At 73.4% G+C, this 22,187-nt stretch carries 18 protein-coding genes, 2 tRNA genes and 1 pseudogene; 18 read left to right on the top strand and 3 right to left on the bottom strand.

Translation table 11 applies throughout. The annotated features are described in order from the left end of the window. Positions 1-71: 71 nt before the first annotated feature. From J1792_RS30815 to obgE, 4 genes are all read left to right on the top strand, one after another. Positions 72-4,160, top strand: a complete 4,089-nt coding sequence (locus J1792_RS30815) for an Rne/Rng family ribonuclease (protein WP_207248645.1) — start codon at positions 72-74, stop codon at positions 4,158-4,160. Positions 4,161-4,397: 237 nt separating this feature from the next. Next, positions 4,398-4,718, top strand: a complete 321-nt coding sequence (gene rplU, locus J1792_RS30810; RefSeq protein ID WP_086568924.1) for a 50S ribosomal protein L21 — start codon at positions 4,398-4,400, stop codon at positions 4,716-4,718. Between the two features lie 14 nt (positions 4,719-4,732). Beyond that, complete coding sequence (rpmA, locus tag J1792_RS30805; RefSeq protein ID WP_071963337.1) at positions 4,733-4,987, top strand: 50S ribosomal protein L27; 255 nt, start codon at positions 4,733-4,735, stop codon at positions 4,985-4,987. 125 nt (positions 4,988-5,112) lie between these two features. Further along, entirely contained in the window at positions 5,113-6,552 is a 1,440-nt protein-coding gene (gene obgE / locus J1792_RS30800) for a GTPase ObgE (RefSeq protein ID WP_086568926.1), read from the top strand. A 195-nt stretch (positions 6,553-6,747) separates the two neighbouring features. Here the strand turns inward: obgE and J1792_RS30795 are convergent, their stop codons facing one another. Continuing rightward, on the bottom strand, positions 6,748-8,799 hold the full coding sequence (locus tag J1792_RS30795; RefSeq protein ID WP_086568928.1) for a CDP-glycerol glycerophosphotransferase family protein: 2,052 nt from the start codon (positions 8,797-8,799) through the stop codon (positions 6,748-6,750). Positions 8,800-9,093: 294 nt separating this feature from the next. Here J1792_RS30795 and proB point away from each other — a divergent pair, with 294 nt between their 5' ends. The 5 genes from proB (at position 9,094) to J1792_RS30770 (ending at position 14,317) form a co-directional block, all read left to right on the top strand. Continuing rightward, positions 9,094-10,173 carry a glutamate 5-kinase gene (gene proB / locus J1792_RS30790; protein WP_443742782.1) on the top strand — a complete coding sequence of 360 codons (1,080 nt, stop codon included), beginning with the start codon at positions 9,094-9,096 and terminating at the stop codon, positions 10,171-10,173. A gap of 236 nt (positions 10,174-10,409) precedes the next feature. After that, entirely contained in the window at positions 10,410-10,862 is a 453-nt protein-coding gene (locus J1792_RS30785) for a DUF8830 family protein (protein ID WP_086568929.1), read from the top strand. A gap of 199 nt (positions 10,863-11,061) precedes the next feature. Beyond that, complete coding sequence (locus J1792_RS30780) at positions 11,062-12,372, top strand: glutamate-5-semialdehyde dehydrogenase (RefSeq protein WP_086568931.1); 1,311 nt, start codon at positions 11,062-11,064, stop codon at positions 12,370-12,372. Between the two features lie 55 nt (positions 12,373-12,427). Beyond that, on the top strand, positions 12,428-13,057 hold the full coding sequence (locus tag J1792_RS30775) for an SCO2584 family spore wall biosynthesis protein (RefSeq protein WP_086568933.1): 630 nt from the start codon (positions 12,428-12,430) through the stop codon (positions 13,055-13,057). Positions 13,058-13,234: 177 nt separating this feature from the next. After that, the gene (locus J1792_RS30770) at positions 13,235-14,317 is read left to right on the top strand and encodes an SCO2583 family membrane protein (RefSeq protein ID WP_086568935.1); all 1,083 of its coding nucleotides are present in this window, start codon (positions 13,235-13,237) and stop codon (positions 14,315-14,317) included. A 58-nt stretch (positions 14,318-14,375) separates the two neighbouring features. On the opposite strand, the gene J1792_RS30765 is transcribed toward J1792_RS30770, so the two are convergent. Beyond that, positions 14,376-15,518, bottom strand: a complete 1,143-nt coding sequence (locus J1792_RS30765) for a M48 family metallopeptidase (protein WP_207248644.1) — start codon at positions 15,516-15,518, stop codon at positions 14,376-14,378. Positions 15,519-15,609: 91 nt separating this feature from the next. Here J1792_RS30765 and J1792_RS30760 point away from each other — a divergent pair, with 91 nt between their 5' ends. The 9 genes from J1792_RS30760 (at position 15,610) to J1792_RS30720 (ending at position 20,199) form a co-directional block, all read left to right on the top strand. After that, positions 15,610-15,780 carry a hypothetical protein gene (locus J1792_RS30760; protein ID WP_179198851.1) on the top strand — a complete coding sequence of 57 codons (171 nt, stop codon included), beginning with the start codon at positions 15,610-15,612 and terminating at the stop codon, positions 15,778-15,780. A 95-nt stretch (positions 15,781-15,875) separates the two neighbouring features. After that, on the top strand, positions 15,876-16,037 hold the full coding sequence (locus J1792_RS30755) for a hypothetical protein (protein WP_086568938.1): 162 nt from the start codon (positions 15,876-15,878) through the stop codon (positions 16,035-16,037). A 55-nt stretch (positions 16,038-16,092) separates the two neighbouring features. Next, positions 16,093-16,704: a nicotinate-nucleotide adenylyltransferase gene (nadD, locus tag J1792_RS30750; RefSeq protein WP_086568940.1), complete on the top strand. Its 612-nt coding sequence runs from the start codon at positions 16,093-16,095 to the stop codon at positions 16,702-16,704. 49 nt (positions 16,705-16,753) lie between these two features. Next, on the top strand, positions 16,754-18,232 hold the full coding sequence (locus J1792_RS35535) for an LCP family protein (protein WP_307843130.1): 1,479 nt from the start codon (positions 16,754-16,756) through the stop codon (positions 18,230-18,232). A 96-nt stretch (positions 18,233-18,328) separates the two neighbouring features. Continuing rightward, a complete protein-coding gene (gene rsfS / locus J1792_RS30740; RefSeq protein WP_086573554.1) occupies positions 18,329-18,769 on the top strand; it encodes a ribosome silencing factor in 441 nt (146 codons plus the stop codon). Continuing rightward, positions 18,766-19,419 (top strand): histidine phosphatase family protein, encoded by a 654-nt coding sequence (locus J1792_RS30735; RefSeq protein ID WP_086573555.1) that lies wholly within the window; start codon positions 18,766-18,768, stop codon positions 19,417-19,419. The genes rsfS and J1792_RS30735 overlap by 4 nt, the downstream gene beginning before the upstream one ends. A gap of 123 nt (positions 19,420-19,542) precedes the next feature. Next, positions 19,543-19,615, top strand: a tRNA-Ala gene (locus J1792_RS30730). A 185-nt stretch (positions 19,616-19,800) separates the two neighbouring features. Next, positions 19,801-19,974 carry a hypothetical protein gene (locus J1792_RS30725; protein ID WP_207248642.1) on the top strand — a complete coding sequence of 58 codons (174 nt, stop codon included), beginning with the start codon at positions 19,801-19,803 and terminating at the stop codon, positions 19,972-19,974. Between the two features lie 152 nt (positions 19,975-20,126). Continuing rightward, a tRNA-Ala gene (locus J1792_RS30720) sits at positions 20,127-20,199 on the top strand. Between the two features lie 68 nt (positions 20,200-20,267). On the opposite strand, the pseudogene J1792_RS30715 reads toward J1792_RS30720, so the two are convergent. After that, a pseudogene (locus J1792_RS30715) lies at positions 20,268-21,778 on the bottom strand (NADH-ubiquinone oxidoreductase-F iron-sulfur binding region domain-containing protein). Between the last annotated feature and the right edge of the window lie 409 nt (positions 21,779-22,187).

Genomic DNA, 22,187 nt, shown 5'->3' with positions numbered 1-22,187 from the left:
GCGCTCATTACGCGGACCGGCGGGTCGGAACACGACGCGGCGCCCGGGAGCGTGACGGGAGAACCGCCCGCATGCTCGAATCCATTGAGCCCACCGAGCCCGGGGCCGCGCAGAGCGTCCCCGGCAACAACGCCGACGAGAGCCCCAGCGACACGCTGCCTCCGCGACGCCGCCGCCGTGTGGCGTCCCGTCCGGCGGGTCCGCCGGTCGGCGAGGCGGCCGTGACGGCCGCCGCCGACACCGCCTCCGGGCCGGCCGCCGAGGCCGAGGCCCCGGAGACCCCCGCGCGGCCGCGCCGCCGGGCCACCCGTAAAACCGCCGCGCCCGAGGCTCCGGCTGCGGCGGAGACCCCGGCACGTACGCGTCGCCGTGCCACCCGTAAGGCCGCCGCGCCCGCCGGTGCCCCGCAGGCCGGCGAGGCCGCTCCGGAGCCGGTCGTCGAGGCCGCCGAGGCCGTCGAGGCTGCCGCTCCGGCGGAGGAGAAGCCCGCTCGTACGCGTCGCCGTGCCACCCGTAAGGCCACTGCGCCCGCCGGTGCCCCGCAGGCCGCGGAGCCGGCCGCCGAGGCCGCTCCCGAGGCCGTCGAGGTCGTCGCGGAGGAGGCTCCGGCCGCCGTCGAGGCTCCGGCCCGTCCGCGCCGTCGTGCCACCCGTAGGGCGTCCGCGCCCGCCGGTGCTCCGCAGGCCGCCGAGGCCGCTCCGGAGCCGGTCGTCGAGGCCGCCGCCGAGCAGGTCGAGGTTGTCGAGGCCGCTCCGGCGGAGGAGAAGCCCGCTCGTACGCGTCGTCGCGCCACCCGTAAGGCCACCGCCCCGGCGGGTCCGCCGCAGGCCCCCGAGAGCGTCGTGGAGCCGGTCGTCGAGGCCGAGGAGGAGGCCGAGGTCGAGGCCGAGGCCGCGCCCGAGGTTCCGGCCGCCAAGCCGACCCGTACGCGTCGTCGTGCCACTCGTGCCGTGAGCGCCCCGACCGGTGAGCCGCTGGCCGCCGCGTCGCTCGTGGCCGAGGAGACGGCGGCGGTCGCCGACATGGCCGAGACCGCCCCCGCGATCGTTCCGGTCGAGGAGGCCGCCCCGGCGCCGGCCAAGCCGGCCCGTGGCCGTCGCCGCGCCACCCGTCCGGCGGGTTCCACCGTCGGTGAGAAGCCCGCCGCCGAGGCGGCCGCCGAGGCCCCCGCCGAGGAGGCCGCGGAGCCGGTCGCCGAGCCGCGTGCCCGTCGTACGCGCCGCCGTGCCGCCGCCGCCGAGGCCGCCGCCCCGGAGGCCGCCGCCGAGCCGGCCGCCGCCGAGGCCCCGGCGCGCTCGCGTCGTCGTGCGGTGCGCCCGCCGACCGCCGTGTTCCAGGCCCCGGTGTTCACCGAGCCGATGTTCCAGACGCCCGAGACCGCTGCCGCCGCCGCGGCCGCCGCCGCCGAGGTGCGGGAGGAGCGCGAGGAGCCGGAGGAGCCCGCCGTGGAGGCGGCGCCCGCCGCCGGTGGCCGTCGTCGCCGCCGTCGCCGTGGCGAGGCCGCCGAGGCCGCCCCGGTCCAGGCCGAGGTCCCGGCCGAGGTCCCCGCCGAGGTCGAGGAGGAGCCGGAGGCCGCCGAGGAGCTCGAGGGCGCCGCGTTCGAGGACGAGGAGCAGGGCGAGCGCCCGTCGCGCCGTCGTCGTCGTGGTGGCCGCCGTCGTCGCCGTGGTGAGGCCGCCGAGGCCGAGCTGGAGGCCGGCGAGGAGGAGGCGGAGGCCGAGGAGGCCGCCGAGGAGGCCGCCGAGGAGCTCGAGGCCGAGGAGGAGGAGCCGGAGACCGAGGAGGCCGCCGGTTCGTCCGCGGGCAGCCGCCGTCGTCGCCGTCGCCGTCGCCGCAGTGGCGAGGCGCTGGAGACCGAGCCGGGTACGGACGAGCCGGAGCGTACGGTCGTCAAGGTCCGGGAGCCGCGTGAGCGCGCCGCCCGGATGGAGGGCGGCACGGGCTTCGACGAGGTCCAGTCCATCAAGGGCTCGACCCGTATGGAGGCGAAGAAGCAGCGCCGCCGTGAGGGTCGTGAGCAGGGCCGTCGCCGGGTGCCGATCATCACCGAGGCCGAGTTCCTGGCCCGCCGTGAGGCCGTCGAGCGGGTGATGGTGGTCCGTCAGAACGGTGACCGCACCCAGATCGGCGTGCTCGAGGACAACATCCTCGTGGAGCACTTCGTCAACAAGGAGCAGGCCACCAGCTACGTCGGCAACGTCTACCTGGGCAAGGTCCAGAACGTCCTGCCGTCGATGGAGGCCGCCTTCGTCGACATCGGCAAGGGCCGCAACGCCGTGCTGTACGCGGGCGAGGTCAACTTCGAGGCGCTCGGCATGGGCAACGGCCCGCGTCGCATCGAGGCCGCGCTGAAGTCCGGCCAGTCGGTGCTGGTGCAGGTCACCAAGGACCCGATCGGTCACAAGGGTGCCCGTCTGACCAGCCAGGTGTCCCTGCCGGGCCGCTACCTGGTCTACGTGCCCGAGGGCTCGATGACCGGCATCAGCCGCAAGCTGCCCGACACCGAGCGCGCGCGTCTGAAGCAGATCCTCAAGAAGATCGTCCCCGAGGACGCGGGCGTGATCGTCCGTACCGCCGCCGAGGGCGCCAGCGAGGACGAGCTGCGTCGTGACGTGGAGCGGCTGCAGGCGCAGTGGGAGGACATCCAGAAGAAGTCGAAGCAGATCTCGACGAGCTCGCCGAGCCTGCTGTACGGCGAGCCGGACATGACCGTCCGGGTCGTGCGCGACATCTTCAACGAGGACTTCTCGAAGGTCATCGTCAGCGGTGACGGCGCCTGGGAGACCATCCACGGCTATGTCTCGCACGTGGCGCCCGACCTGGTCGACCGGCTGCAGAAGTGGACGTCGGACGTCGACGTCTTCGCCACGTACCGGATCGACGAGCAGCTGATGAAGGCGCTGGACCGCAAGGTCTGGCTGCCCAGCGGCGGCTCGCTGGTGATCGACCGGACCGAGGCGATGATCGTCGTCGACGTCAACACCGGCAAGTTCACCGGCCAGGGCGGCAACCTGGAGGAGACGGTCACCAGGAACAACCTGGAGGCGGCCGAGGAGATCGTGCGCCAGCTGCGGCTGCGCGACCTCGGCGGCATCATCGTGATCGACTTCATCGACATGGTGCTGGAGTCGAACCGGGACCTGGTGCTGCGGCGTCTGCTGGAGTGCCTGGGCCGGGACCGTACGAAGCACCAGGTCGCCGAGGTGACCTCGCTGGGTCTGGTCCAGATGACGCGCAAGCGTGTCGGCCAGGGCCTGCTGGAGTCCTTCTCCGAGGCCTGTGTCCACTGCAACGGCCGTGGCGTGCTCGTCCACATGGACCAGCCCGCGACCACGGGCGGCGGCGGTGGCGGCGGCAAGCGCGGCAAGAAGAAGGGCAAGGGTGCCGCCGAGGCCCCCGAGTCCGTCGCCGCGCCGGAGGCCGTGGAGGAGGCTCCCGAGCTGGAGCCCGTGCCGGTGGCCGAGGCGGAGCTGGTGCCGACGGTCGGCGGTGACGAGGAGGAGTGGTTCGGCAGCGCGGCCGAGGCCGAGGCGGCCGCCAAGCGCGGCGGTCGTACGCGTCGCCGGGCGACCCGTAAGGCGTCCGCTCCGGCGGGTGCGCCGCGGGCGGAGCGGGTGGCCGAGCCCGAGGTCGTCGTCGAGGCGCCCGTCGAGGTCGTCGTGGAGCCCGAGCCGGCGCCCGCGCCGGTGGTGGAGCCCGAGATCGTCGAGCCCGAGGTCGCTCCCGAGGTCGCCGAGCCGGTGGCCGAGGCGGTCGTGACCGCGGAGGCGGCGGCTCCGGCCCGTCCGCGCCGCCGGGCGACCCGCAGGGTGTCCTCTCCGGCTGGTTCGCCCTCTGGTGCGGAGGAGGCGGCCGTGGTCGTGGTCAGCGCTCCGGCGGCGGAGCCGGTGGCGGCCGAGGCGCCGGTCGTGGAGCCGGTCGTGGAGTCCGAGGAGGCGGCCGAGGAGGCAGCCCCCGCCAAGAAGACGGCCCGTAAGACGGCCGCCAAGAAGGCTCCGGCGAAGAAGGCCGCCACGGCCAAGAAGACGGTGGCGAAGAAGACCACCACCGCCAAGAAGACGGCGGCCAAGAAGACGGCCACCAAGACCGTCAAGAAGGCCACCACCAAGAAGGCGGCGGCCAAGAAGACCGCGGCCGCCGAGGCCTCCTCGGAGGACTGAGCAGTGCCCGGTGGTCCGGGCCCCGCCACGGGGCCCGGACCCCGGTTTGACCCCCTGGTCAAGGCCCCGTAACCTTGACCGTCGGCGTCTGTTTGGCGCCGTGCCACTGAGCAAACACCTCCCGGTCCGCGTTGTTCCGCGACGGGGAGAGGCCGCTCACCCATTGGGATTCACGGGCCCTGCCCGTGTGAGCGGCTGGCATCAGAGGTCCCGTTTACTAGCGAGAGTGAGATCCGCGTGTACGCAGTCGTGCGTAGCGGTGGTCGCCAGCACAAGGTTGCTGTCGGCGACATCGTCGAGGTTGACAAGATTTCCGACGGCAAGGTGGGCGACTCGGTCGAGCTCTCCACGCTGCTCGTGGTCGACGGCGAGTCCGTCACCAGCGACCCGTGGGTCCTGGCGGGCATCAAGGTCCAGGCCGAGATCGTGGACCACCACAAGGGTGCCAAGATCGACATCCTGAAGTACAAGAACAAGACCGGTTACCGCAAGCGCATCGGTCACCGCCAGCAGTACACCGCGGTGAAGATCACCGGCATCCCGACGGCTGCGAAGTAAGGGACTGAGAACACATGGCACACAAGAAGGGCGCATCGTCCACCCGGAACGGTCGCGATTCCAATGCTCAGCGGCTCGGCGTGAAGCGCTTCGGCGGTCAGGTCGTCAACGCCGGTGAGATCCTGGTCCGCCAGCGCGGCACCCACTTCCACCCGGGCGCCGGTGTCGGTCGCGGCGGCGACGACACCCTGTTCGCGCTGCAGGCCGGTGCGGTGCAGTTCGGCACCCACCGTGGCCGCAAGGTCGTCAACATCGTTCCGGCCGTCTGATCCATCTGAATCAGGCGCCGTAGAGCGATGAGCGAGGGCGGACCTTGCTTCCCTGCGGGGAAGCAGGTCCGCCCTTGTCGCGTTACAACAGAGACATTCCCGTTCGTATCTGGAGGCACACCGCTATGACCACCTTCGTGGACCGCGTCGAGCTGCATGTCGCCGCGGGTAACGGAGGCCACGGCTGCGCCTCCGTACACCGTGAGAAGTTCAAGCCCCTCGGCGGCCCCGACGGCGGCAACGGCGGCCGTGGCGGTGATGTGACGCTGGTCGTTGACCAGTCCGTCACCACGCTTCTGGAGTACCACCACAGCCCGCACCGCAAGGCCACCAACGGCAAGCCCGGCGAGGGCGGCAACCGCTCCGGCAAGGACGGCACGGACCTGGTCCTGCCGGTGCCGGACGGCACGGTCATCCTGGACCGGAAGGGCAACGTCCTGGCCGACCTGGTCGGCGAGGGCACCACCTACGTCGCGGCCCAGGGCGGCCGCGGCGGCCTCGGCAACGCCGCGCTGGCCTCGGCGCGCCGCAAGGCCCCGGGCTTCGCGCTGCTGGGCGAGCCGGGCCAGGCGCAGGACATCGTCCTGGAGCTGAAGACCGTCGCCGACGTGGCGCTGGTCGGCTACCCGAGCGCCGGCAAGTCCTCGCTGATCTCGGTCCTCTCCGCCGCCAGGCCGAAGATCGCGGACTACCCCTTCACCACCCTGGTGCCCAACCTGGGCGTGGTCACCGCCGGCGCGACCGTCTACACCATCGCCGACGTCCCCGGCCTGATCCCCGGCGCCAGCCAGGGCAAGGGCCTGGGCCTCGAGTTCCTGCGCCACGTCGAGCGCTGCTCGGTGCTGGTGCACGTGCTCGACACGGCCACCCTGGAGTCCGAGCGCGACCCGCTGAGCGACCTCGACGCCATCGAGGCCGAGCTGAAGGAGTACGGCGGCCTGGACGACCGGCCCCGCGTCGTCGTCCTCAACAAGGTCGACATCCCCGACGGCCAGGACCTCGCCGACATCATCCGGCCCGAGCTCGAGTCCCGCGGTTACCGCATCTTCGAGGTCTCGGCCATCTCCCGGCTGGGCCTGAAGGAGCTCTCCTTCGCGCTGGCCGACATCGTCTCCCGGGCGCGCGCGGCCAAGCCGAAGGAGGAGGCGACCCGCATCGTCATCCGCCCGAAGGCCGTCGACGACGCGGGCTTCACAGTCACCCTGGAGGAGGACGGCATCTACCGCGTGCGCGGCGAGAAGCCGGAGCGCTGGGTGCGCCAGACCGACTTCAGCAACGACGAGGCCGTCGGCTACCTGGCCGACCGCCTCAACCGCCTCGGCGTCGAGGACCAGCTGATGAAGGCCGGTGCCCGCTCGGGCGACGGCGTGGCCATCGGCTCCGAGGAGGACGCGGTCGTCTTCGACTGGGAGCCCTCGATGTCCGCCGGCGCGGAGATGCTCGGCCGCCGTGGCGAGGACCACCGCTTCGAGGAGCCGCGTCCCGCCGCGCAGCGCCGCCGCGACCGCGACGCCGAGCGCGACGAGGCGTCCCAGGAGTACGAGGGCTTCAACCCGTTCGGGTGAGCCCGGTCGCGTGGCCGCCGCCGGGAGGGGGCGGCCACGACGTGGGAGACAGGACCGTGACGGCATGACGAAGGCCCCCGGGAGGAGAACCTCCCGGGGGCCTTCGTCATGTCCGTACGGGCGGGCGCCCACCTCCTGACGTCAGGAGGTGGGCGCCTGGGGGGTACGCGCGCGTGGGCGCGCCTACCCGCCGGGCTACGCGGCGGTGACCGGCTCGTCCGCCGTGCCGGCGGCGGCACGCGGCGAGGGGATGTCCGAGGCGCGGGCCTCCATCCGGACCCGGCGCTCGTCCGCCTTCGCGCACAGCGCCTGCGCGGCCGCGTTGAAGCGGACCAGCGACGGCGGGTCGGCGGGGCCGAGCAGCTGGACCTTCAGCTCGGCGCGGGCCTCGGCGAGACCGTCCAGGGCGGGGTCGCGGACGGCGGCCAGCAGGCCGGCCACCTCGCCGGCCTCGGGCGTGAGGATGGTCGCGGCGCTGACCGTGGGGAAGTTCGCCCGGAACTCCTCCTCGGACATGCCGCTGGTGTTCGCCACGGCGTACGGCTTCTCGCTGACCAGGTAGTCGGAGACGACGCTGGAGACGTCGCTGATGAGCAGGTCCGACTCGTTGAAGCAGTTGAAGAGCGCCGGGCGGGCGGTCGTGATGATCTGGTGCTCCCACTCGGGCAGCGAGGCCCAGTAGGCGGCTTCCCAGGCGGCGGTGGCGGCCTCGACGGTCGCGGCGCGGCCCTTCTCCGGGGTGCCCTGCAGCAGCATCCGCTCGACCTCGTCGGCGCTGTCACGGAACGTGCTGGTGGTGAGCTCGTCCAGCTCGGCCGTGCGGCGGGCGAGCTCGGCGGCCGCCTCGGCGCCCGGGCGGGGGCCGGAGCGGTGGGTGTTGGCCTCGCGGATCAGGGCCTGGATGCGCTCGTCGGCGCGGCCGGCGCGCGGGTCGACGGAGCCGGTCATCGGGTGCGGCTTGTACAGCAGGCGCACGCCCGGGTCGGCGAGCAGCGCGCGGACGATGTTCTCGCCGGCCAGGATGACCGAGGTGTTGCCGGGGTTGCCGTCCCAGCCCTCCCAGGTGGGCGCGTACAGCACGGTGGTGTACGTACCGGTGGGCGCGCCGCTGTACGGCGTGATCGGCGCCAGCTGCGGGCGGCCGACCTCGACGACGTCCTTGTCCTCGACGCCGATGTCGGCGAGCTGGTAGCGGTCGCGGGCGGCCGGGCCGGCGACCCAGATCTCGTCGTACGCCTTGGAGTAGGGGTTGCAGCTGGAGAGCTTGTCGCTCTCGCCGTGGTTGATGAAGGAGTGCTTGATCGACGGCATCCGCAGGACCTGCGAGGTCTTACCGGAGTTCGCCGGGTGCAGCATCATCTTGAGCGAGGACGTCTCCAGGGCCATCAGGTGGACGACCTTGGGGATGCAGATGATCGGCACGTCGGTGGCCTCGATCTTCTGCATCATGAAGCGCTCGCGGAGCACGATGACGGGGTTGCCGTCCAGCTCGGCGAGGGTGGAGAGCCACATGTTGGCCTGGTAGGCCGAGGTGGTGCCGCCGGAGAAGTACATGCCGACGGTGGGCTTGTAGTCGGCCAGCCAGCGGTCGAGCCACTCCAGGGCCTGCTGCTCGCGGGCGATGCGCTTCTTGGGGCGCAGCCAGCCGGCGAGGTGGAGCGTGCCGCCGAGGGCCAGCAGCAGCGAGGCGCCGACGCCGATCCCGGCCCACAGGGCGTTGTGGGTGCCCGCGGTGACCAGCAGGCCGGCCGTGGCGGGGACCGCGAAGCGCAGCAGCCGGCGGCCGTGCTGGCGGGCCAACAGGCGCGGCGGGGCGGCGGTCAGGTGCAGACCGCTGGTGTCGACGTTGCGCGTGAGGAACGGCAGCGTGCGGGTGCGGCGGACGAGGATCGCGGTGGCCTGGCAGGCGAGGTGGGCGGCGTAGAAGAGCACGAGCCCGGTGACCACGGGGACGTAGCCGCGCAGCGAGCCGTCGCCGTGCAGCCGCACGAGCCCGATCAGCAGCAGCATGTCGCGCAGCAGCTGGCGCACCATGACGTCGAAGCGGATCTTGCCGAGTACGGCGACGAGACCGGGGTCACGGTGCTGCAGATAGAGGTCGAGCGCGAGGCCCGCCGCCGAGGCGGTGATGAGGAGCGGCACATTGGGCAGCAGCGAGCCGACGAGCTGGGTGGCGAAGAACACCAGCATCGCGAGCAGCGCCGCGAGCTGTACGGCTCGGCGGGAGGCTGTTCCGGCAGAAGGCACTGGACGGGCTCCTGGCAGCAGGACTAGGGATTCAGGGGGGAACCGTCGTGGCGCGCGGAGCCCGCGGTGGACAACGGTCGACCACCGACCGTATGACGGTCGCCGGTCCGGGAGCAATCTTCCCCCATGTCAACCAGCACAAAATAGGGTCGAACGACCACAATCGCCAGGCGGTAGATTTGCGTCCCTGAGCAGGCAGGGAACAGCCATGGCGATCACAGGGGTGTACGTACGTTGACAGGGGCAGGCGAGCTGCACGGGGTCCGGCGCGAGGTCGTGGCCGCCCGACGGATCGTGGTCAAGGTAGGGTCCTCCTCCCTCACCACCGCGGGCGGGGGACTGGACGCGGACCGCGTTGACGCGCTGGTCGACACGCTGGCCAAGGCCGGCGGGGACAAGGAGGTCGTGCTGGTCTCCTCGGGTGCCATCGCGGCCGGCCTCGCGCCACTGGGCCTGGACCGCCGCCCGCGCGACCTGGCCCGGCAGCAGGCGGCCGCGAGCGTGGGCCAGGGGCTGCTGGTCGCCCGTTACACCGCGTCGTTCGCCCGCTACGGGCGCCGGGTCGGGCAGGTGCTGCTGACCACGGACGACACCAGCCGCCGGGCGCACTACCGCAACGCCCGCCGGACCCTGGACCAGCTGCTGGCCATGGGGGCCGTGCCGGTCGTCAACGAGAACGACACGGTCGCCACGGACGAGATCCGCTTCGGCGACAACGACCGGCTGGCCGCTCTCGTCGCCCACCTGGTCCGGGCCGATCTGCTGGTGCTGCTGTCGGACGTCGACGGCCTGTACGACGGCGACCCCAGCCTCCCGGGCACGTCCCGGATCGCCGAGGTCACGGGCCCCGGCGACCTCGAGGGCGTGTCGATCGGCAGCGCGGGCAAGGCCGGCGTGGGCACGGGCGGCATGGTGACCAAGGTCGAGGCCGCCCGGATCGCGGCCGCGGCCGGCATCCCGGTCGTGCTGACCTCCGCCAGCCAGGCCGCCGACGCTCTGCGCGGGCACGGCACCGGCACGTACTTCCACCGCACCGGCCGCCGCTCGGCCGACCGCCTGCTGTGGCTGGCGCACGCCTCCACCCCGCGCGGCGCCCTGACCCTGGACGACGGGGCGGTGCGGGCCGTGATCGAGGGCACCGCCTCGCTGCTGCCGGCGGGCATCGCCTCGGTCGAGGGCGAGTTCAGCGCGGGCGATCCGGTGGAGCTGCGGGACGGCGCGGGGCGGGCCGTGGCGCGCGGGCTGGTCACCTACGACGCGGCGGAGATCCCCCAGCTGCTGGGCCGCTCCACCCGTGACCTGGCCCGTGATCTGGGGCCGGGCTACGAGCGCGAGGTCGTGCACCGCGACGACCTGGTCGTGCTGCGCCGCTGACGGGCGTCGTGCCACGGCGGCGACCGCCGGGCGGCGTGCCGCATCGCTGACGAACGTTACGCAGGGGCGAGAAAAGCTCGGTAAGGCCAGCCTTTCCATGGAGCCTTTCCGTAAAACCGTCACGCGGCCGCCCCCGGACTGGTCAACTTTGATGCATGGGGCCGTGATGGACGCACGACCCCTCGGCACCACGGCTCCGCCGCACGCGCGCGGAGCAGCGAGCAAGGAGGCCGCCGGTGAGACGAGGGCGCCCAGGGGCGCTGCCCCGAGGGACGGCTGGGCGGACACTGACCAGCGTCGGGGCAGGCGACACGGGGGATCGGGCGGAGGAGGCCGCGCACGACGCGGCCGCGCGGCTGTGGCACGTCACCCTCAGCGTCTCGGGTGCCGAGGCGCCGCTGGGGGAGGTCCGGCGGGCGCTGGAACAGCTCGCCCACGACCATCCCTTCCTGCTGACCAGCCGCTACGCCAACGACCACGCCGAGATCCGCTACTGGGAGGAGGCACGCGACCTGCACGACGCCGCGGCCGTGGCGCTGCGGCTGTGGGGCGAGCACCGCTCGACCGCCCGGCTGCCGCCGTGGGAGATCGTCGGGCTGGAGGTCATCGACCGCGAGACCTACCACCAGCGCATCGCCGAGGGGTACGGCCCGCTGCCGGCCACCCCGGTGGGAGTGCATCCCTTCTGACCCGTGCCGGTCCCGTCCGACCCGTGCAGCGCCTCGTCCGACCCGTGCCGACCCGTGCCGGTGTCGCGGGGGATCCGGCGGGCCCGCCGTGACCACGCCTTCCGTTTCCGCTTCCGTCCGTCTCGCTCCGGTCATACCGGCCGTCCCGGAGTGTGGAATACCGGATGGCCGCGGCCTGCCCCACGGTTAGGCTGCGGTCATGAGCAGCGTCTTCCCCTCCCCCCTCGCCGACCCCATGCCGCAGTCCCCGGTCCTGCGCGCCGCGTACCGCGCCCGCGCCGCGGCCGCCGAGCTGGCGCCGCTGCCACGGTCGGCGAAGGACGAGGCGCTGCTGGCCATCGCCGACGCGCTGGAGGTGCGCACCCGCGAGATCCTCGACGCCAACGCCGAGGACGTCGCCAAGGCCCGCGCCGCCGGTACGAGCGAGAGCGTCGTCGACCGGCTCACCCTCACCCCCGAGCGGATCCGGGCCATCGCCCAGGACGTCCGCGACGTCGCCGCCCTGCCCGACCCGGTCGGCGAGGTGGTGCGCGGCTCCACGCTCCCCAACGGCATCGACCTGCGCCAGGTGCGGGTGCCGCTCGGCGTCGTCGGCATCATCTACGAGGCCCGGCCCAACGTGACCGTCGACGCCGCCGCCCTGTGCCTGAAGTCGGGCAACGCCGTGCTGCTGCGCGGCTCCTCCTCCGCGTACGCCTCGAACACCGCCCTGGTGCGCGTCCTGCGCGACGCGGTCGGCGGGGCCGGGCTGCCGGCGGACGCCGTGCAGCTGGTCCCGGGCGAGAGCCGGGAGTCCGTGCGGGAGCTGATGCGCGCCCGCGGCATGGTGGACGTGCTGATCCCGCGCGGCGGCGCCTCGCTGATCCGCACGGTGGTCGAGGAGTCCATCGTCCCGGTGATCGAGACGGGCACGGGCAACTGCCATGTGTACGTCGACGCCGAGGCCGACCTCGACATGGCCGTGGAGATCCTGATCAACTCCAAGGCCAGCCGGGTCAGCGTCTGCAACGCCGCCGAGACCCTGCTGGTCCACCAGGACATCGCCGAGCGCTTCCTGCCGCGCGCCCTGGCGGCGCTGGCCGAGGCGGGGGTGACCGTGCACGGCGACGAGCGCGTCGTCGAGCTGGCCTCGGCCGCGGACACCGGCGCCAAGGTCGTGGCCGCCACCACCGAGGACTGGGAGACCGAGTACCTCTCGTACGACATCGCCGCCGCCGTGGTGGAGGACCTGGACGCGGCCGTGCGCCACATCCGGCTGTGGACCTCCGGCCACACCGAGGCGATCGTCACCACGTCGCAGGCCGCCGCCCGCCGCTTCACCCAGCTGGTGGACTCCACCACGGTCGCGGTCAACGCCTCCACGCGCTTCACCGACGGCGGTCAGTTCGGCTTCGGCGCCGAGATCGGGATCTCCACGCAGAAGCTGCACGCCCGGGGGCCGATGGGGCTGCCGGAGCTGACGTCGACGAAGTACATCGTCACGGGCGACGGGCACATCCGCGGCCGGTAGCCCTAATTCCCGTACCGGCCGCGCGGATTGACCGGTTCGGGTCTACGCTGGACGGGTGCCGGACGACGTGGGGGGCAGGCCGTTCCCGGACGGCGAGGAGCCCGACAGCCACCGCCATGGAGACGCGGACGACGCGTTCGCCTCCGTGGTCTTCGACGAGGAGTTCGTGCGGTCCGCCGCGATCCACGAACCCTCCGCGGTCGAGCGGATGCTCGCCGCCGACCGGGCCCGCGCCGAGGCGGACGCCGCGTGGACCCGGGCCGGAGGCGGCTCCGCCGACGACGACCCGTACGACGACGACCGCGCGGTCGGCCCGGCCGGCGGCCTGGCCGGGCCCCACGCCGACCGGCTGGGCGAGCTGCGCGGCTTGGCCCGCGACCTCGACCCGGACGACGCCTACGGCCCCTACGGCCGCTACGGCATCGTGCGCGGCCCCTACCGCGGCCATGCCCGCTGGCACCGCCCTGTGGCCTGGGTGCTCGCCGTCGTCATGGGCATAGGCGTGGTGGCCCTCGCCTTCACCGCGGTCTACCGCGGCGCCTCCTCCGGGAAGGGGCAGGAGCCCGCCCCGCCGCCCGCGAGGACCGGTGTGGACGCCCCGGCGGGGGAGCGCCAGGGGCCCCTGCCGTCGGTGTCCGCCGACTCCGAGCCGCCGGTGGCCTCGGCCGTACCGCCCCAACGCTGAGCCACCCCGACACTGACGGTCACATTCGGCCGATTCCGATGACTTTCTGTCATTCGGTGACGGGCCGCGACAGCCTGGGCCAAGGCCGTCACGCTCCTGCGGGCAGCTTGGAATTTCGTCGGAAGTTGTCGCGTACCAGGGCGTTTACCAGGCGCTCCGCAGACCTACTCTTGAGATATGAACGGGCCTGGAGACCCCCCTGAGGGCACGCCCGAAGGCCCCCAGGGAGGCGGCGAGGAAGAGTACCGATCCGTCGTGTTCGACGAATCGTTCGTGCGTGCTGCGCGGCTCCAGGAGTTCTCCGCCCGGGAGCGCATGGACGACCACGCGCCCGCCGTCCGCACCCGGCACGCCTGGGCGCGGGTCAGTGCCTCCCGGCAGGTGCTGCTCCTGGTGATGCTGATCGCCCTCGCCTTCGGCACCGCCGTCTACATGGGCCTGCGCCACCCCTACAAGGAGCCCAGGCCGCCGTCCGCCGAGCCGCTGCGGATCACTCTCGTCCCCCTGGCGCCACGCGATCCGGTGCCCGGAGCGGCGTTGGCGAACGACCTCTTCGCCAACAGCCCGGCCGCCCAGTTCCGCGACGGCGCCGAGGGCGTCACCCTTCCGGCCGCACGGCGCACCCAGAATTTCTCCGAGAGCCTGGTGATGACCGCCCTCGCCACGGCCAAGGAGTACACCGTCAAGTCCGCGCTCGACCCGGCCGTGCTCACCGGCGGCGCCCAGCGCGGCGTCCGCCTGCTGCTCGCCCCCTCGCAGCTGGACCAGTTCGACCGCAGCCTGGCCCGCCCCGCCGACGACGGCCGGCACGCCGCCACCGGCTGGCTGGTGCGCTTCGACCCCGCCCGTGTGGCCCTCGCCGACCCCCTCGTCCGTACACAGGGCACCTTCTCGATCGTCGAGGCGTCCCCGGCGGCGCTGGAGGTCACCTCCGACCACACGTTCGTCTACGCCGTGCGCGGGGCCAAGGGCGACCCCGCGGACGCCTCGCTGTTCACCGTGCGGCGCACGATGCACTTCCGCTTCGACCGGGACGACCTGCAGGAACACCATCTGCAGGTGCTGCAGAGCGCCCTGCAGGCCGGCCCCGAGTCCTGCGCGGTCGACGACGCGGCCTACCTCCGCCCGCTGCTGGCCGGCCAGAAGGCCGCCGCCGAGGGCCCGGCGGGCACGGACCCGTACGCCACGGGCCCCACGACGACCGCCGACCTCTGCGGCACCCTGGCCCCCGGCGCCCAGCCCAGCCCGCCGAAGCACTGAGCGGGCGTGAAGCGCTGAGCGGGCCGTGAAGCACTGACCGGGCCGTACGGAGCGGGTCCTACGCGTCCGGTCCGTCGCCCTTGGGCGCCCCGGGCCCCTCGCTCTTCGAAGGCCCGGATCCCTCGCTCCCGGACGCCCCGGAGCTCCGTCCTCCGCCGAACGTGTCCTTCAGCCGGCCGCCCAGCCCCGACGCCCCGCCCGCGATGTCCCGCACCAGGCCCATCAGCGGGTCCTTGCTGGCGCGCACCGAGTCGGCGTAGTGGTTCGCCGACTCCCGGAAGGAGTCGGACACCGAGGCGTCCTTGTCCTCCGACCGGCGCGGGTAGTGGCCGTCCATGAGGCGCTGGTGGTCGCGGCTCTCCGACCACTTCTTCAGCTCCGCCGCCCGCACCGTGGTGAAGGGGTGGCTGCGCGGCAGCATGTTCATGATCTTCAGCACGGAGTCGCGGAGGTCGCCGCCCTTCTCGTACTCGTCCGCCTGCTCGAGGAAGGCGTCCACGTTCATCTCGTGGAGGTGGTTGCCGCCCGCCATCTTCATCAGCCCGCGCAGGGACGCCTGCAGGTCCTGGCCCACCAGCAGCCCGGCCCGGTCCGCCGACAGCTCCGACTTGCGGAACCACTCGCGCAGCGCCGTCACGATCGCCGACACCGCGAGGTTGCCCAGCGGGATCCAGGCGACCTTGACCGCCATGCCGGTCAGGAACAGCAGGACCGTGCGGTAGACGGCGTGACCCGACAGGGCGTGGCCCACCTCGTGGCCCACGACCGCCCGCATCTCCTCCTCGTCGAGCAGCTCCACCAGGCCCGTGCTCACGACGATGATCGGCTCGTCCAGGCCGATGCACATCGCGTTGGGCTTCGGGTCCTGCACGACGTACATCGCGGGGACGCGCGGCAGGTCGAGGACGGCGCAGGCGTCCAGCAGCAGCGCGTGCAGGTGCGGGAACTGCCGCTCGCCCACCCGCACCGAGTCCGAGAGGTAGAGCAGGCGGAGGCTGCGCTCGGGCAGCAGCCCGCTGAGGGTCCTGAAGACCGTGTCGAAGCCGCTCAGCCGGCGCAGCGCCACCAGGGCCGAGCGGTCGGCGGGGTGCTCGTAGGCGCGCGAGGAGAGATCAGGGAAGCGCCTGCGGCCGGATCCCCACGGCTGCTCGCGGCCCTCGCCGTCGACGCCGCTGTTGTCGCCGCTGTCGATGTCGGTCATAGAGACCCCCTCAGTGGGCTTGATCATGGCCCGTCCCCCGGCTTCAGGACCCCAGACTAGGCCGTACCACCGACACGGCTACCGTGGGGACATGGCAGTCATCGACCCCGTCACCGCGCATTCCGGATTCACCGAGCTCCTCGCCGTCTCCAAGGGCGACCAGGGGCCGGGTGTGGTGCTGCGCACGGTTTTGATCGTCGGCGTGGTGGGCATCGTGCTCGTGGCCTGGTTCCTGCTGCGCGGGTACCGCGACAAGGACTGACCGCCTCTCCGCGGAGTCGGCGTGAGCCCGCCGACGCGCCCCGCATACGATGTGGCAGAAGTCTCCACCCGATCCCATCCCGGATAGGTCCTGCCGTGATCATCGCCTCCGCGCACAACGCCCTCGTCAGCCTCGCCTCCGAGGGCGAGCACGTGGACACCCACGAGAGCATCAGCCCCTACATGACCGGTGGCGCCGCGCTGGTCATCCTGCTGTTCCTGCTGTGGGTCACCACCCGCTTCAACCGCGACCGCTGATCCCGCCGGTCCCCGAGGACCCGGGGTGTCACCGCGCCCAGTAGGGTCTGCACGCATGGGAGAGCAGACAGGGCCCGTGAAGCGGCGGCTCGGCGTGATGGGCGGAACGTTCGATCCGGTCCACCACGGTCACCTGGTCGCCGCGAGCGAGGTGGCCTCGCAGTTCCACCTCGACGAGGTGGTCTTCGTACCGACCGGGCAGCCGTGGCAGAAGAGCCACAAGCTGGTGTCGCCGGCCGAGGACCGTTATCTGATGACGGTGATCGCCACCGCGTCCAACCCACAGTTCTCGGTCAGCCGCATCGACATCGACCGCGGCGGCCCGACGTACACCACCGACACGCTCCGGGACCTGAGCGTCCTCAACGAGAACGCGGATCTGTTCTTCATCACCGGCGCCGACGCGCTGGCGCAGATCCTCACCTGGCGGGACACCGAGGAGCTTTTCTCGCTCGCGCACTTCATCGGTGTCACCCGACCGGGCCACATACTGGCCAACCCCGGACTGCCCGAGGACCGGGTCTCCTTCGTCGAGGTCCCCGCCCTGGCCATCTCCTCCTCCGACTGCCGCGCCCGCGTGGCGCAGGGCGAGCCCGTCTGGTACCTCGTGCCCGACGGTGTGGTGCGCTACATCGACAAGCGCAAGCTGTACCGTCACGACGGCTGAGAGCGACCGCGACGGCCGTCTCCGGCTCGAGGGGCAGCGAGGGGCGCTCGTGAACGACCGACAGGATTCGCGGCCGCGACAGCAGGTTCGTTACGACGCCTACGGGCGGCCCGTGTACCGCCCTGACGCCCCGGAGCGCGCGTACGACGACCGGTACGGGCAGCCGCCCGGGCCACGCCGCCCCGAGCCCGGCCCCGCTCCTGCCCCGGTCTCCTCTTCCGCCCCCGCCTCCGCTCCCGGCCCCGCCTCCGCGCAGATTCCCGAGCCCCGGCCGGCCCCGGACTACCGCACCGAGCAGTTCTCCTTCGTGGAGGAGCCGGACGAGGAGTCCCAGGACGTCATCGACTGGCTCACGTTCAGCCAGAGCCGCGCCGAGCGCCGGGGTGAGCGCCGGCGCAGGAGCCGCAAGCGCGTGCGCGCCCTGGCCGCGACGCTCGGCCTCGCCGTCGTCGGCGGCGTCACCTGGCTCCTGCTGTCCGGGGGCGACGACAAGAGGGACGGGTCGGCGGCGGGCGCCGTGCGCGAGCGGAACGTGATCATCGTCCATCTGCGGCAGACCCAAGGCGGCGACAGCTCCACCGCCTTGCTGGTCGACGACGAGGGCGCGCACAAGGGCACCACGCTTCTGCTGCCCGACTCGCTCGCCGTGTCCGGGGAGGGCGGCGGCGCGACGACGCTCGGCAGATCGGTGCTGGACGAGGGCACGGGCGGCACCCGCGACGCCCTGAACACCCTGCTCGGCACGGACATCAAGGGCAGCTGGCGGCTGGACACCCCCTATCTCGAGAACCTGGTCGAGCTCGTCGGCGGCGTCACCGTCGACACGGACACCGCCGTGCCGGGCCCCCGTCCCGGCGACCGCCTGCTGGTGGCCCCCGGCGAGGGCCAGAGCCTCGGGGGCCGGGCGGCGGTCGCCTACGCCACCTACCGGGCGGCCGGCGAGGGGCGTACCCCGCAGCTCGCGCGGTTCGGGCGGGTCATGCAGGCGGTGCTGCGGAAGATGTCCGGCGACCCGCGGGCGGCCACCACGACCGTCGAGGCGCTCGCCCAGATCCCCGACCCCTCCCTCGGCCCCGAGCAGCTCGGCGCCTGCCTGGCCCGCCTCGCGACGAAGGCGAAGGCGGGCTCGTACGAGACCACCGTCCTGCCCGTGCGCGCGGACGGCACGCTCGGCGGCCGGGCGGCCGACACCCTGATCGAGGACGTGCTGGGCGGCGCGGCCCGGGACGCCGCCCGGAACGCCCCGCCCCGGGTGAGCGTGAAGAACGCCACAGGAGACGGGGGAGCGGCCGAAGCGGCGCGGGTCACCCTGGCCAACGGCGGCTACACGTTCATCGGCGCGGGCTCGGCGAGGGCGCCCCAGGCGGCCTCTGCGGTGCTCTACGCCCAGGGGAGCCGGGCGGCCGAGGCCGGGGAGGTGGCCCGGACGCTGGGCCTTCCCGAGCGCGCGGTGCGCCGGGGCGAGATCCCCGCGCACGCCGACGTCGCCGTGGTCCTGGGCCGGGACTACCCGCCCCGCACGCGCTGAGCGGGCCCGGGGGGCGAGGCGGAAAACACCGGGAGTGCTGTCGGCGGGTCGTGAGACCCTTGAGAGGTACTGACCCTCTTTACGAAAGCATGGCTTGTGACCGCCACGGACCGCTCCATCGAGCTCATCCAGGCCGCCGCCCAGGCTGCCGCCGACAAGCTCGCGCACGACGTCATCGCCTACGACGTCAGCGACGTACTGTCGATCACCGACGCCTTCCTGCTGGCCTCGGCCCCCAACGACCGCCAGGTCAAGTCGATCGTCGACGAGATCGAGGAGCGGCTGCTCAAGGACCTCGGCGTCAAGCCGGTGCGCCGTGAGGGCGACCGCGACGCCCGCTGGGTGCTGCTGGACTACGTCGACATCGTCGTGCACGTGCAGCACAGCGAGGAGCGCGTCTTCTACGCCCTCGAGCGCCTGTGGAAGGACTGCCCGGAGATCGAGCTGCCCGCCGACGCCGTCGCCACGCGTGGCAAGGCCGAGGCGCACGCCCAGGCCCAGGCCGCCGCGGGCGACGCGGACGGAGACTTCAGCTGAGCGGCGGCGGGGCCGCCCGCGGCCGCCGGATCGTCCTCTGGCGCCACGGTCAGACCGCATGGAACGTGGAGCGCCGCTTCCAGGGCTCCACGGACATCGAGCTGACCGGGACCGGCGTCGCCCAGGCGCGCCGGGCCGCCCGCCTGCTGGCCTCGATGCGTCCGGACGCGATCGTCGCCTCCGACCTCTCGCGGGCCAGGGCGACCGCGGCCGAGCTGACGGCCGTCACGGGCGTCGCCGCCTCCCACCACGCCGAGCTGCGCGAGACGTACGCGGGCGTGTGGCAGGGCCTGACGCACGACGAGATCATCGAGCGTTTCGGCGAGCAGTACAGGGCCTGGAAGCGCGGCGAGGCCGTGCGGCGAGGCGGCGGCGAGCTGGAGACCGAGGTGGCCGACCGGGCCGCTCCGGTCGTGCTGTCGCACGCGGAGAAGCTGCCGGACGGCGGCACCCTCGTCGTGGTCAGCCACGGCGGCACCATCCGCACCACCATCGGCCGGCTGCTGGGCCTGGAGTCCTCCTCCTGGGAGTCGCTGGGCGGCCTGAGCAACTGCTGCTGGTCCGTGCTGGGCGAGGGCGCGCGCGGCTGGCGCCTGATGGAGCACAACGCCGGGACGCTGCCCGAACCGGTCCTCGGCGACGACGACTGAGGCCTTGCGGTGGCCTCCGTGGGGCTCCTGAGGCCCGATTTCACATCTGGGCAGGTCGCAGGCTAAAGTTCTTCTTGTTCGCGGGGAACGCGGGGGAAAACCTCCGGGGGAGCCGAGAACAGCGGGGCTATAGCTCAGTTGGTAGAGCGCCTGCATGGCATGCAGGAGGTCAGGAGTTCAATTCTCCTTAGCTCCACAGTTCGACGATCCCGTCTCCCGATCACAGGGGGGCGGGATTGTTGCTGTTCCCGCGTGGTCCCGTGGCAGAATCGGACCGGCGGGAGTGAACGCTGCCGAAGGGGAGGGGGTTGGAGCTGTCCCATGGGTGCTCACAGCCGGAAGTGCGACTGGTGCGGCAGTGGAACGCCGATCGTTCGCGACATGGAGCCGCTCAACTCCGAGTACCAGTACTGGTGTGTGGAGTGCGCGCGGGCGCTGATCATAAAAGGCGACCCGATCGAGACCTACCGTGAGCTCGAGGGTGAGCCGATCTACGGACGTCTGCTCGACGAGCACTGCGCCCTGAAGAGGTTCTACTCCTTCGCCACGGCCTGACGCCACGGTCTGACGCCACGGTGAAAATCGGTCATATCGACCCGAGATGGGCCGTGATACCCACCGATTTGGCGGATGGGGGGGAGGTCCGTGTAATGTAATCCGTGTCGCCAGGGAGACCGCGAGGAAAACCCCGGCCGAAAACAGAACAAGGGGCTATAGCTCAGTTGGTAGAGCGCCTGCATGGCATGCAGGAGGTCAGGAGTTCAATTCTCCTTAGCTCCACAGTGAGAGAGCGGGTCGTCCGATGGACGGCCCGCTCTCTGTTTTTCGGCGTGACGGCGTGCGGTGGTTTACGGCGCGCGGTCCAGCCGCAGGGCCAGCGCCGGGCAACGGCGTACGGCCCGACGCACCCGGCTCCGTAAGTGATCCGGCACCCCGGCGTCCGCGAGCGAGGGAAATCCGTCCGCTCCCATGCGAACGAGCTCCGGCAGCAGCCCCGCGCACAGCCCGTGCCCCTCGCACAGGGTCCAGTCCACCGCGAGCCGCTCCCCGCCACCGCCTCCGTTCCCGTCGCCCGCCGCCGCGCCGCCCGGGCCCGGCAGCGGCAGCACCCCGGCCGTGCCGCGCCCGCAGCCGCCGCCCAGGACGTGCGCGGCCAGGTCGTCGGTGAAAGCCGCCAGCGCGCTCAGCGCGAAGCGCGCCGCCCCGTCCGGGTGCCCGCACGCCCCCGGCCGCGCACGGCCCCGGCGGCCTCCCGTACGGCCTCCAGGGCGCCGCGCCCGCCCCCGGCCACCACGTCCGCCAGCGCGCCCGCCAGCGTGGGCAGGCCCGTCCGGCAGGGCCCGCACTGCCCCGCCGACTCCGCCGCCAGCCAGTGCGCCACCCGCACCGCCTCGCCCAGCGGGCAGGTCGCGGCGGGCAGCGGCAGCACCGCCCCGGCGCCCAGGCTCGCGCCGCGCGCCGCCAGGGCGTCCCGCGAGAGCACCGCCCCGGTCGTCGCCGCCGCGTCCAGCCACGCGCCGTGGTAGCCGCCGACCAGCACCCCCTCGGGAGCGGGCTCGGCGCCGCACTGGGCGAGGACGTACGACAGCGCCGCCCCGCCCGGCACCTCCACCACGCGGGGCCAGGGCACCGCCCCGGAGACGGTGAGCAGGAGGGTGCCCGGCTCGTCGGGCGTGCCGGTCGCCGCGTAGCCGGGGGCGCCCAGGCGGGCGGCGAGGGCGAGTTGGGCGTAGGTCTCGGTGTTGGACAGCAGCGTGGGCAGGCCGCCCAGGCCCGCCTCGCTGGTCCGGGCGCGCCGGCCGGGAGGGAGCGCGGGGCCGCCGCCGAGGGCGCGCAGCAGCGCGGAGGACTCACCGGAGACCATGCGCTCGGGGACGCGCACGACCCGGGCGCGCAGCGCCCGCCCGCGCCGGTCGGTCAGGCCGCGTTCGGCCAGTGCCTCCCGCACGGAGGCCTCGGCGGCGGGCCGGGTCACCCCGACCACCAGGCTCGCGGCGCCGAGCGCCTCGGCGGCGAGCAGCGCGCCGTCCAGCACCAGGTGCGGGGCGCGCCGGAGCAGTACGGCGTCCTTGCGGCAGGCGGGCTCGCCCTCGCAGCCGTTGACCACCACGGCGGGCCGCTCCCCGCGCCGCCGGGCCGCCGTGCCCGTCGCGCGCAGCTTGCGGGCGAAGGGGAAGCCCGCGCCGCCGCGTCCCCGCAGGGCGACGGCCTCGGCCAGCCGGGTCAGCTCGTCCTCGGTGAGCCGGGGCGCCGTGCCGTGCACCGCCAGATGGGCCCGGCGGTCCAGCCGTTCGGCCGTCTCGAAGCCGGCCGTCAGGCGGGGCAGCCCGAGGGTGAGGACATGGGGCAGCTCGGGCAGGGAGCGGTCATGAGGGCCGTCCGGAGGTGATCCCGGCCCGCTCGGCGTCCGGGATCCGGGCGCCGGGGCGGCCCCCGGGTACGGGCAGGGGGCGGGGCGGGGGCTCCTTGCCCGCCGCGTGCGCCCCTGCCGGGCGCGGACGCACTGGGGGAGGCGCAGAAAGGACCGCAAGGGCCTGCGGGCCCGCCGTATCAGCAGCGCCGCGGCCACCGCGGCGAGGCTCAGCGCGTAGCACGCGGTGACCCAACCGGCGGCCGGGCGGCCCGCGTTCAGCCCGTGCAGGACGGCGGCGCACCAGGCGGCGTACGCGCAGCCGTGCAGCGCGTGCCAGCGCCGGGCGGCGCGAGCGTGCCCGGCGAAGACGCTGCGCAGGGTGCCGGTCGCGGCGGCCAGCACCATCAGGTGGGCG

It is taken from the genome of Streptomyces triculaminicus, from assembly GCF_017349075.1.
GTDB lineage: Bacteria > Actinomycetota > Actinomycetes > Streptomycetales > Streptomycetaceae > Streptomyces > Streptomyces triculaminicus.
This window is presented reverse-complemented; position numbering and strand designations above follow the sequence as displayed.

Coding starts and splice junctions, on each gene's coding strand:
- J1792_RS30815 (WP_207248645.1), top strand. CDS start 72: ATGCTCGAATCCATTGAGCCCACCGAGCCCGGGGCCGCGCAGAGCGTC.
- rpmA (WP_071963337.1), top strand. CDS start 4,733: ATGGCACACAAGAAGGGCGCATCGTCCACCCGGAACGGTCGCGATTCC.
- obgE (WP_086568926.1), top strand. CDS start 5,113: ATGACCACCTTCGTGGACCGCGTCGAGCTGCATGTCGCCGCGGGTAAC.
- J1792_RS30780 (WP_086568931.1), top strand. CDS start 11,062: ATGAGCAGCGTCTTCCCCTCCCCCCTCGCCGACCCCATGCCGCAGTCC.
- J1792_RS30770 (WP_086568935.1), top strand. CDS start 13,235: ATGAACGGGCCTGGAGACCCCCCTGAGGGCACGCCCGAAGGCCCCCAG.
- J1792_RS30765 (WP_207248644.1), bottom strand. CDS start 15,518: ATGACCGACATCGACAGCGGCGACAACAGCGGCGTCGACGGCGAGGGC.
- J1792_RS30760 (WP_179198851.1), top strand. CDS start 15,610: ATGGCAGTCATCGACCCCGTCACCGCGCATTCCGGATTCACCGAGCTC.
- nadD (WP_086568940.1), top strand. CDS start 16,093: ATGGGAGAGCAGACAGGGCCCGTGAAGCGGCGGCTCGGCGTGATGGGC.
- J1792_RS30725 (WP_207248642.1), top strand. CDS start 19,801: ATGGAGCCGCTCAACTCCGAGTACCAGTACTGGTGTGTGGAGTGCGCG.